The organism is Bradyrhizobium cytisi (genome assembly GCF_008123515.1).
Lineage (GTDB): Bacteria > Pseudomonadota > Alphaproteobacteria > Rhizobiales > Xanthobacteraceae > Bradyrhizobium > Bradyrhizobium cytisi.
In genome coordinates this window covers 1-10,014 of the sequence record NZ_VSSR01000135.1, presented here as the reverse complement: position 1 = coordinate 10,014, position 10,014 = coordinate 1, and the positions used below count along the sequence as shown (strand labels likewise).

Below are 10,014 nucleotides of genomic sequence, written 5' to 3'. Positions count from 1 at the left end.
GCCAGAGAAAAGATTATCGGTTACTCGGAAAATCTAGTCGGTAAGGCTAACACCGATGGCTACGATGCCGTGATTGACTTCCTCAATAACATCGGTGTGGCGCAGCGCGGCATTGGGCTTGAACAGGGTAACCTAATGGCCCCGGCCGTAGAGAAGTTCAAAACGAGATTGTCGCAAGCCCGAATCGTCGATTGCACGCGAGCGGTGGACTGGATCCGCGGCGTCAAATCAGACTTGGAGATCGCGGTTATGCGCGAGGCTGCGGCGCTCGCTGACGCGGCCGTTATGCGGGCTAGAGAGGTTATCCGTCCTGGCGTGCGAGAAGCCGATGCAGCAGTCGAGATTATGGCGGCGCAGGTTAATGGCGTTAAGGGCGGGCCCGCCGCGACCGGACTACGGCCACCGCTGATTTCCTCAACCCCACGCACGGGTACGCCGCATATCTTGTGGAGCGAGAGTATCTTCTGCGATGGCATGCAGATCAACTCGGAAGTCAGCGGAAATCGACATAACTATCTTGCAGCCCTCATGCGTACATTCTCAATCGGTGCGCCTGCCGACCGCGTACGCCGCTTACATGATGCGCAGGTCGCTGCTATCGAAACGGGACTCGATCTCATCCGACCTGGACGCACTTGCAGCGAAGTTGCGCACGCCATGTACAGCGCGATTGAGAGGCACGGCTTTCCGAAGGAATCGCGCTGCGGTTATTCCATTGGCATCGAAAATCAATTCACGGCATGGATTGAACCGACCGCAAGTTTTGGGAGGGAGGACATGACTGTTCTGAAGACCAACATGACCTTCCATCTGATGTTGGGCAACTGGGTGGATGAGGAGTTTGGCGTCACGGTGAGCGAAACCATCCGCGTAACTGACACGGGCGTCGAGGCGCTGACCCGTGCGCCGCGCGAGCTCTTTGTACTCTAGCCGGACGGTGGTGATATAACTGATGGGAACCTGATAGCGGAGCTTAGTCGCCTCTCAGAAGTTTGCGGTGCTGAGCAAGGAGGTGTCGGACTTTGCCCTTCCGGACTTGAAAATGCGATCCCAATGATCCTAACGATACCCTAGGGTTGCAGTAAGACTCCCTCCGGTGAAGCCGCTAGTCTCAGGGTCCGGTCGCTGCTCCCATTGTAGCCGCTTACGCGTCACTGAGCCGGCAATTCAGTGATTGGATCATCGCGCTAGCAAATCACCGGGATCCTTTCCAATCCTCGTCGACGAGTTGACCTCGGTCGGGTACATCGGTCTGCGCGTGCTAAGCTGCGACGTACGGGAGACGGCCCTCGATTACTGCCGACCAACTCGATCTGCGCTTCGTAAGAAGTTCGTCAGCAGTGTGTTTCCTTCTTGCGTGAGGATCGATTCTGGATGGAACTGCACGCCGAAGGTTGCGTGGTAGCGATGTGCGATAGCCATGATCTCGCCTTCCTCCGAACGAGCGGTAACCCTCATGCAAGGCGCGCGTGACCGATCTAGCGCGATGACCAGAGAATGATAACGACCCACGCGAAGTGGGGACGGAAGATCCTGAAAGAGTCCTCGGCAGTCATGACTTACGGACGAGGAGCGACCGTGCATAGGGTGGCGAGCACGCACCACCCGACCGCCGAAAAGGCTCCCGATGCATTGGTGTCCGAGGCAAATGCCCAAAATGGGCACCCGACCTGAAAATTCGCGAATTATGGGTACCGATATTCCGGCCTCCGATGGAGTGCAGGGGCCCGGGGAGATGACGACAGCGCGCGGCTTGAGACGCGCAAGGTCGCTGACGGCTGCCTCGTCGTTCCGGACCACCTCGGTTGCCTCGCCAAGTTGGTGAAAATGTCGGGCAATATTGAAGACGAAGGAGTCGTAATTGTCGATAATGAGAATCAAAATGAACCGGGTGTTTTAGTTTGAAATGTGTGGAAGATTCGCTGCGCCTTCGCGAGTGTCTCGTCATATTCGTTCGCCGGATCCGACATCGCCGTTATCCCGCTACCCGCATGAAATACGGCTTGATCGGCGTTGGTCGTTACAGTTCGGATCGCGATGTTCGTATCCATGTGCCCGTTGAATCCAATAAAACCGATCGACCCACAATAGACCTCTCGTGCCACACGCTCGATCTCCGTAATAATCTCCATCGACCGCACCTTCGGCGCGCCGGTAATTGAGCCGCCGGGAAAGCAAGCTCGAAGGAGCGAGATGGCGTCTTCGCCTTCTGCAAGTGTCCCTGCAACGATCGACACGAGATGGTGCACCGAAGCGTAGCTGTCGAGCTGGCAGAGCGCCACAACATCCACCGACTGAGCGGTACAAACACGTGAGAGGTCGTTGCGCAGCAGATCAACAATCATCGTGTTCTCGGCACGGTCCTTTTCGGAAGCATTTAGGATCTCAATACGGCGCTGATCTTCCTCAGAATCAGTCGCCCGCGCAATCGTGCCTTTGATGGGTCGCGTTTCAACGTAACGTCCTTCCAACTTTAGGAAGCGTTCCGGCGAACTTGACACAATCGTCAGCTTGCCGTAGCGCAAAAGAGCTGCAAAAGGCGCAGGGTTCAACAACCGCAGACGACAGTAGAAGGAAAGTGGATCAAATGTGCTGGGCAGCTCGGCGGTGAAGCGCTGCGCAATATTGGCCTGAAAGATATCGCCAGCCAGAATGAGGTCAATGACACGGCGAACCGCCGCAATGTAGCTCTCCCGGCTGAAGTTCGAACGCCACGTGTCCGCTGTGCTCGGGAGCACAACGTCCTGCGGTTTTGGGACGGCGAGCAGCGCACCAAACTGATTGGCTCGCCGCCGACCTCGCTGAACGCGACCGGCGGGATCCTGCACCGGCCATCCAGTGGAAACAATCCAGCATCTCTGATCGTGGTGGTCGAAGCTGAGTACCACATCGTACAGATGCAAAATGGACTGAGGCAAATTCTGACCAGGAATTGCTGGTACCGACAACCGCTCCAGCGTTCGATTCAGATCGGAACCAAAGTAACCAGCGATGCCTCCCTGGAACGGCGGAAGACCGGGACGATGCTCCTGCTGATATCTGCCGAGAATGGAACGAAGCGCCTCCCATGGGTCGCCCTCGAGAGGGGCTCCATCGCAACTCGCCTGTCCGGCCGCGACCATATAGGTGCTGAATGGATCACAGGCTAAATATGAATAGCGTCCGAGTAGCTCATATCCAGAGGCGCTATCCAGAAAAGTAAGGTGGGGTTGGGCGCAAGACACTGCATGGCTCTCACCGGCTCAATCCACTTCAATTCGCGGACGTTCATGGAATGTCAACCACCAGTACCTGACATTTTGGCACCCGACCCGATTGTAAACGCCAAAGGTGGCGCTGCTCGCCTGTGGCCTACAAAATCTTAAGACTGATCGTCAGTTCGATCACGGTGGGCTCGATATGCCGAGTGGCGTTGCAATTTCGCCAAGCCGCCTATCTGACGATACGTTGTAATCAACCGCGAACCGCAATTAACGAAGCGGTCGCACCCGCTTGATTGATTCCTGGTATAGCTCATGCGCTTTGTAAGCCGCGAGTGCTGTTTCATTGTCGAACTCACCATAGACCACGACGTCAACGTCGTTGCCAAGCTGGTCTGTGTTACAATTGCGAGCAATCTCGATCCGGCGTGCATGGGGAATCGCGGTAAGAACCGATAGGCCTTCGACTATCTGGTCGATGTTGGCCTTCTTCTTCGCAGTGAGGAAGACTATGTGACGAATCATAGATGACCTTCGAGAACTTGGGACTTAGGCGGATAGCTACCTTGAGATTGAGGCGCTAGCAACCGTTAGAGCGTTATAACCGGCTGCGATCTCTACCGCGGCATCGATTGTCAGTTCGCCTCGCCGTCTTCTGACGATCAGCCAAGGTGGTTGAGCTGGCTAAGGCGCGCTCGGGGCCGGTAGTTTGAGGCAGGCTGCACGTACTCTCCGGTGCTTGAATCGATACTCCGTAACTGCCTGCGACACCATAAAGCACTTGGTATCGACTTCTTTCTAGAGAGCTGTATGTGGAGCGCGCAAAGCCCCGTTGTCGGCATGGGTGACGTCCAATTCTCGATAGCGCACAACCGTTTAGGCATCAAACCGGCCTATGCCTCAGCGCAGGTCCGCGGTCGTACTGAGCCGGCCCGATCTCAGCCGATTATCGTTTGCATCGGCGTCACGCGCCGTCAGTTGTCGGGACGAAATTCTGCATCAAAGCAAAAAAGCTTGCCAGAAAAGCGCGAACTTGGCTGGAAGCAGACGATTTTTCTTCTTGAGGAGGAGGTAGGCTCTCAGCCTTAAGCGCAAGAGGTTGCCGATCGGAAGAGCACTGTCCTGTCCGCTTTCTGTCCTGAGAGTCGCAGGAGCAGCAGCTGCACCAGCGAGTCGAACTTGCTTGGAATCGCGCGCGGGCGGAAGCGCGTCGTTATGGTCGGCTGTTACGGAGCAAGCTTTTCGGGTGCAAGGCAATGATAGGGATAACTTCGACGTGGACCCCAGCGAAGCCACGGGCCGGGGCAGTATCGCGACCAGTGCTGCCCAAAAGGCTGGGACCAGTGGTCGTAGTGCGCTCACACATCGAACCGAACGTCGCGCGCTTAGGTCACCGAGTGCCGTGGGTGATGAATGCATGTGACCTTGATGAAAGGCAAAATCCATCGTGCCTCGGTGACCCAAGCTGATCTGCAGTATGACGGCTCAATATCGCTAGATCGTGAGCTGATGGACGCGGCGGGATTCTTAGCCAACGTCGAACACTCTGCAGGCCGCGTTCAAAAGCTCATTCCGGGCTGATGATTTCAAACCATGACGCCATGTTGACAATTTCCTCTCGTTTCTTAGAACGCAAACGGGGGCCGAAGATTAGAGTGTGGTAGACAGATCGAGATCCAGAATGAGCCACATTTCGCAGCCGTCAGTTGAGCGTGTCACGATTCCAGTGCTGCAGCGGTGGAAGGAGGACGAACGGCGGCTTGTAATGACCACCGCTTATGACGCGGTTACGGCACGGATTGCCGATCCCATCGTGGACATTATCCTTGTTGGTGATAGCGTCGGCAGCGCCTGCCTAGGATTCGATAACACTCTGCCGGTTAGCGTGATGATGATGAATCATCACCTGGAAGCGTTGTACGCACAAAGCCTCGCGCATTGCTCGTAGCTGACATGCCCTTTCTTAGCTTTCATCTCAGTCTCGAGGAGACGATCCGCAATGCCGGCGGATTCTTGCAGCGCGGGGCTGACGCCGTAAAACTCGAAGGGGGTGCAAAGCGCATCGAAACGGTCCGCGCTCTGGTCGGCTGCGAAATTCCTGTGATGGGCCATCTTGGCCTCACCCCGCAGAGCGTCAATGTTATGGGCGGTTTCAAGGTACAAGGTCGGAATGCAGATGGCGCCTTACGCCTGCTCGACGATGCATACTGTCTACAGGAGGCCGGCTGCTTTGCTCTCGTCTTGGAGGGCATTCCGGCGGCGCTCGCGACGCGAGTGACCGAAATATTCAAGATACCGACGATTGGAATCGGTGCGGGGGCAGATTGTTCCGGCCAGGTCCTAGTTCTTCATGATGTCCTCGGCTTGACCAACGGGCACAGGCCACAATTCGTGCGCACCTATGTAGAAGGGTTTCAGTTGTTGCAAGAGGCGCTATTACGTTGGGCTACTGATATACGCAACGGCGCGTTTCCGACATCACAGGAGTCTTATCGGCTTCCTGAAAGCCTTCGCGACTCGATAACAAAATGGACGCCCCGCAATTAAACGTGACGCAAAACTGATATGCAAACGATAACGACAGCTGGTGAACTCCGTCGCGCGCTTGCAGAGATTCGCAAGCCCAACAAGCGCGTAGGATTGGTGCCGACAATGGGTTACCTTCATGATGGTCCCCTGGGATTGATCGAGGCAAGCCGCACCAAGAGCGACGTCACGGTCCTAAGCATCTTCGTCAACCCACTCAATTTGGACCAAACGAGGATCTCAGCACGTATCCACGAGACTTCCAACGTGATGAAAGGATTTGCCGCGATGCCGGCGTTAGACTGCTGTTTGCGCCCAACGTACAGGAGATCTATCCCGCTCGATTTGACACCTTCGTTGACCCAGGCGAGATCGCAAAACCGCTGTGTGGAGCTTTCAGGCCTGGACATTTTCGTGGAGTCGCAACCGTCGTCTGCAAGTTGTTCAACCTGGTCCGGCCCGATATCGCGGTTTTCGGACAAAAGGACTTTCAGCAATGCGCGGTCGTGCATCGCCTTGCAATTGATCTCAATTCTTCCTGTCGAAATCGTCACTGCGCCGACCGTTCGGGAGCCCGATGGGCTCGCGATGAGCAGCCGCAATCGGTATCTTAGCAATGAAGAGCGACGGCGGGCTCTCGCAATCAGTCGCGGTCTCTTTGCGGCGGAAGCCGCGTTTCATGCAGGCGAGCGCGCGTGTGAAAGGCTTGTAGCAATCGCTGCCCAGTATTTGAACCAAGTCGATCGGGTGCAGTACCTTGATCTCGTCGATGCCGACACGCTCAGGAGCGCCGCGACCCCCTTGAGTCGTCCCGCCGCTCTTTGCGCGGCGGCCTACGTCGGCTCGACGCGTCTGATAGATAGCGTAATTCTCAGACCGGAAACGGGTACTCTTTGATGGCGAGACCGCGCTGGTTCGTCAAGCGTGTGCATGCACAGGTCAACACAGTCAGCTAGTCTGATTGAAATTCGTCGAACGGTGGTGCTGAGGCGCAGCATTTCACAGGCAGCGTACCGCTCATTGCATTAACTAAGAATAGGACCGAGTTACTGTGGCCAATAGGGTTGCGGTGCCCTCCCGATACGTCGCGACGCTGCCAACGAGACGAACACCACCGTCAACCCTTCTGCCAGAGGTTGTATCGAGTTTAGCAGAGTGGACCCCCAGATCACGAGCGCGCGACTGTAGCAAACGGGACTACTACCCAATGCCGGAGGAGCCGACGAATGCTCAATACGTATCGAGGTGCCGGCGCCGAGAGCTATCGCCCAAAGTTGGTGACGGCGGGAATCGGGAAGGCGGCATATCGTGGGGGTGCTTGACGCCTCCACTTCTCCACCGAAGGAGCGATATGCCGTGTCCAACGATAACGTCACCAGACTGATTCAGCCAGGAATCTTCGACGATCAACTCACAGAAGTCTTGCGCGACGGGGCACGTGCCCTTCTCGCCAAGGCGGTCGAAGCCGAGGTTGCAGGCTTTCTCGGCCAGCATGCCGATTTGAAGACCGCGGACGGCCACCAGCGCGTCGTCCGCCACGGCCACCTGCCGGAGCGCGACGTCATGACCGGTATCGGTCCGGTCGCCGTCCGCCAGCCGCGTGTACGCGATCGCGAGGCCGCCGCTGCCGATCCTAGCCGCATCCGGTTCTCGCCGTCGATCCTGCCGCCCTACATGCACCGCTCGAAGTCGATCGAGACGCTGCTGCCGGTCCTTTATCTGAAGGGGATTTCGACCGGCGACTTCTCGGAAGCGCTGGCTGCGCTGCTCGGCAAGGATGCTGCCGGGTTGTCGGCCTCCGCCATTGGTCGCCTGAAGGACGGTTGGCTCGATGAACACACCGCGTGGCAGAAGCGCGATCTGTCCGCGAAGCGCTACGTCTACATCTGGGCCGACGGCATCCATCTCGAAGCCCGCCTCCAGGACGAAAAGCAGTGTATCCTGGTGCTGATCGGTGCGACGCCGGAAGGCCGCAAGGAACTGGTCGGCTTCACCGATGGTGCCCGCGAGAGCGCGCACGACTGGCGCGATCTGCTGCTTGATCTGAAGCGGCGCGGGCTCGACGTGGCTCCGCGGCTCGTCATCGCCGATTGCGCGCTCGGCTTCTGGAAAGCTGCCGGCGAGGTCTGGCCGAATACGCGCGAGCAGCGCTGCTGGGTGCACAAGACCGCCAACGTACTTGCCAAGCTACCGAAGAGCCAGCACCCGAGAGCCAAACGCGCGTTGCAGGAGATCTGGATGGCCGAAACCAAGTCCACAGCCGAGCTGGCGTTCGACGCCTTCATCGAGAGCTACACGCTGAAATACGAGAAGGCCGCCGACTGCCTGCGCAAGGATCGAGACACGCTGCTAGCTTTCTACGACTTCCCGGCCGAGCATTGGAAACACCTGCGCACGACCAACCCCATCGAAAGCACCTTCGCTACCGTGCGCCACCGCACGACCCGATCGAAGGGCTGCCTATCCAACAAGACCGCGCTCGCGATGGTCTTCAAACTGGTCGAGGACGCCCAGAAAAACTGGCGTCGTCTCGATGGCCATAACCAGTTGCCAAAACTCATTGTCGGTGTGACGTTCAACAACGGGATTGAGGTCATCGCCAAGCCGACCGACCGTCAGCCCAAAACCGCCGCCGCCTGACCGGCCCGGCCGTCACCAAAATTTGGCGATAGCTCCGGCGCCGAAAGGGTTGTTGTAAGGCGTTGCGCGATGTGCGGCGGCCGGTTCGGATTGATCCGCTATTATCGTTGGCAAGGGGCTCTCTGCTCTAAACAATCCGTTGAACGTTCTAGGGCCGCGCCGGGAGGCGGACGATAAATGGCTGCGCTCTTTGTGATTGGTCTAGAACGTGCGCTGAGCTGAGATACGAACCCATCGAAGAGGACCTGCAAAGTACCTTGGAGGCATCCCACTGTGCCTTAACTAGGTGGGCCAAGACAACAAACGGGAACAAGGGCCAGCCAATACGGCATCCTAAATGGCGAAGTGCAACAGGATGTTGGCATCAGCTTGCGCTCTCACCACCCAAAAACCAGAATTATAGCCGGTTCTCTCTTCACCTCGTGCCACTTGAGATCTTTAAGCATGCGCTCACGCTGATGCCCGCGCGAGCAAGCGGCCAAACGCTCAACCGGTTGAGCTAACTGCAGTTTAGGTCTATCTTGAGTAAAGGTCAGCAAAGCGTTCGCGCAAGACATTCTTCTGTACCTTACCCATGGGGTTATGCGGCAAATCGTCCAGGAATACTATCCGCTTCGGTTGTTTGAACTTGGCAAGCTTATCGATCAGTGCTTCGAGTATAACTCGCTCGTCAACCGGAGATCCTGGGGCGACGAACGACCGCAGCGGTGACCCCCTCGCCGAAATCAGCGTGCGGAACACCGATCACAGCGCTCTCTGAAACCCTAGGTATCAAGTCGATCTCGCTCTCGACGTCTTTGGGATACACGTTGAATCCTCCGCTGATGATCAAATCCCTCCCGCGTCCAACAATGTGGATGTACCCGCGATCATCGATCGTGCCGAGGTCTCCGGTGATGAAAAAGCCGTCAGGCGGAAATCTGCAGCTGTTCTGTCCGGCATGTTCCAATGGCCAGCGAAGACCTTCGGTGCCTCGACCTCGATCATGCCGACGTGGTTGGCCGGCAATTCCGCTCGGTTTTCGGCATCTGCTATCCGAACCTGAACACCGGATACTGGACGACCGACCGACCCCGCTATGCGCGGATCCGCGTATGGATTGGAAGCGATCATTCCGGTCTCTGTCATACTAAGTACGAGGAGTCTCGTGATCAGTCCCCTCTTTCCAAGCCTGATGCGTTTCTGCCAACAGTGGCGCAGAGCCGGAAAGAAACAGTGTCATACTGGCGGTCGCTCGCTTACTTCTTCGTGCTCTGCAAAGGCGGACGTAGAACGTCGGAACGCCCACCAGCACGGTCGAGCGCGCCATCGCAGCGATGACAAGTTCGGCGTCGAACTTCCGCATGAGCAGAATACGCGCACGGGCGGCGAACGTCACATTGCATGCTACGAATAGCCCATGAATGTGATAGATTGGAAGAGCATGGATTAGCATTACAGTTGTTTTTTTGATTTGAAGTGGGCGCGTTGAGCGGCAGCCTGGTGAGCTCTGCGCCAGCAAGACCATGCGATGATGTGTGCGGGTCGAATCCGCTTTCGAGCAAGTCTGATAGCGATGCGGCGGATTTCCTGGATTGACCAGCAGATCAGTGGCGCCGTGGTTATGCTTTGGCTTCTGCCGGGGGGCGCCGTTTCGTTTTTTTGGGCG

Annotated in this window: 5 protein-coding genes and 5 pseudogenes; 6 read left to right on the top strand and 4 right to left on the bottom strand. The window is 57.1% G+C overall.

Going from position 1 to position 10,014, the window contains the following annotated elements; translation table 11 throughout:
• Positions 1-930, top strand: a 930-nt coding sequence (locus FXB38_RS41685; RefSeq protein ID WP_148756665.1) for a M24 family metallopeptidase, incomplete at its 5' end; no start/stop codon positions are given.
• Positions 931-1,293: 363 nt separating this feature from the next.
• Here the strand turns inward: FXB38_RS41685 and FXB38_RS41680 are convergent.
• The 3 genes and pseudogenes from FXB38_RS41680 to FXB38_RS41670 form a co-directional block, all read right to left on the bottom strand.
• Positions 1,294-1,881 (bottom strand): anthranilate synthase component II, encoded by a 588-nt coding sequence (locus FXB38_RS41680; RefSeq protein ID WP_148756664.1) that lies wholly within the window; start codon positions 1,879-1,881, stop codon positions 1,294-1,296.
• A pseudogene (gene pabB / locus FXB38_RS41675) lies at positions 1,878-3,271 on the bottom strand (aminodeoxychorismate synthase component I). The gene FXB38_RS41680 and the pseudogene pabB overlap by 4 nt, the downstream one beginning before the upstream one ends.
• Before the next feature lie 199 nt (positions 3,272-3,470).
• On the bottom strand, positions 3,471-3,725 hold the full coding sequence (locus FXB38_RS41670; RefSeq protein WP_148756663.1) for a Dabb family protein: 255 nt from the start codon (positions 3,723-3,725) through the stop codon (positions 3,471-3,473).
• Between the two features lie 285 nt (positions 3,726-4,010).
• Here FXB38_RS41670 and FXB38_RS41665 point away from each other — a divergent pair, with 285 nt between their 5' ends.
• The 5 genes and pseudogenes from FXB38_RS41665 to FXB38_RS41645 all read left to right on the top strand — a co-directional run bounded on the left by FXB38_RS41665 (position 4,011) and on the right by FXB38_RS41645 (position 8,366).
• Positions 4,011-4,289 (top strand): hypothetical protein, encoded by a 279-nt coding sequence (locus tag FXB38_RS41665; protein ID WP_148756662.1) that lies wholly within the window; start codon positions 4,011-4,013, stop codon positions 4,287-4,289.
• A gap of 324 nt (positions 4,290-4,613) precedes the next feature.
• Positions 4,614-4,736, top strand: a pseudogene (locus FXB38_RS41660) (aspartate 1-decarboxylase); the annotation flags it as partial.
• Between the two features lie 145 nt (positions 4,737-4,881).
• Positions 4,882-5,747 (top strand): annotated as a pseudogene (gene panB / locus FXB38_RS41655) (3-methyl-2-oxobutanoate hydroxymethyltransferase).
• An 18-nt stretch (positions 5,748-5,765) separates the two neighbouring features.
• A pseudogene (panC, locus tag FXB38_RS41650) lies at positions 5,766-6,623 on the top strand (pantoate--beta-alanine ligase).
• 459 nt (positions 6,624-7,082) lie between these two features.
• Positions 7,083-8,366, top strand: coding sequence for an IS256 family transposase (locus FXB38_RS41645; RefSeq protein WP_187435522.1), 1,284 nt, complete (start codon positions 7,083-7,085; stop codon positions 8,364-8,366).
• Between the two features lie 516 nt (positions 8,367-8,882).
• Here FXB38_RS41645 and FXB38_RS41640 read toward each other — a convergent pair.
• Positions 8,883-9,873 (bottom strand): annotated as a pseudogene (locus FXB38_RS41640) (AMP-binding protein).
• Positions 9,874-10,014 lie beyond the last annotated feature (141 nt).

Coding starts and splice junctions, on each gene's coding strand:
- FXB38_RS41665 (WP_148756662.1), top strand. CDS start 4,011: ATGTGGAGCGCGCAAAGCCCCGTTGTCGGCATGGGTGACGTCCAATTC.
- FXB38_RS41670 (WP_148756663.1), bottom strand. CDS start 3,725: ATGATTCGTCACATAGTCTTCCTCACTGCGAAGAAGAAGGCCAACATC.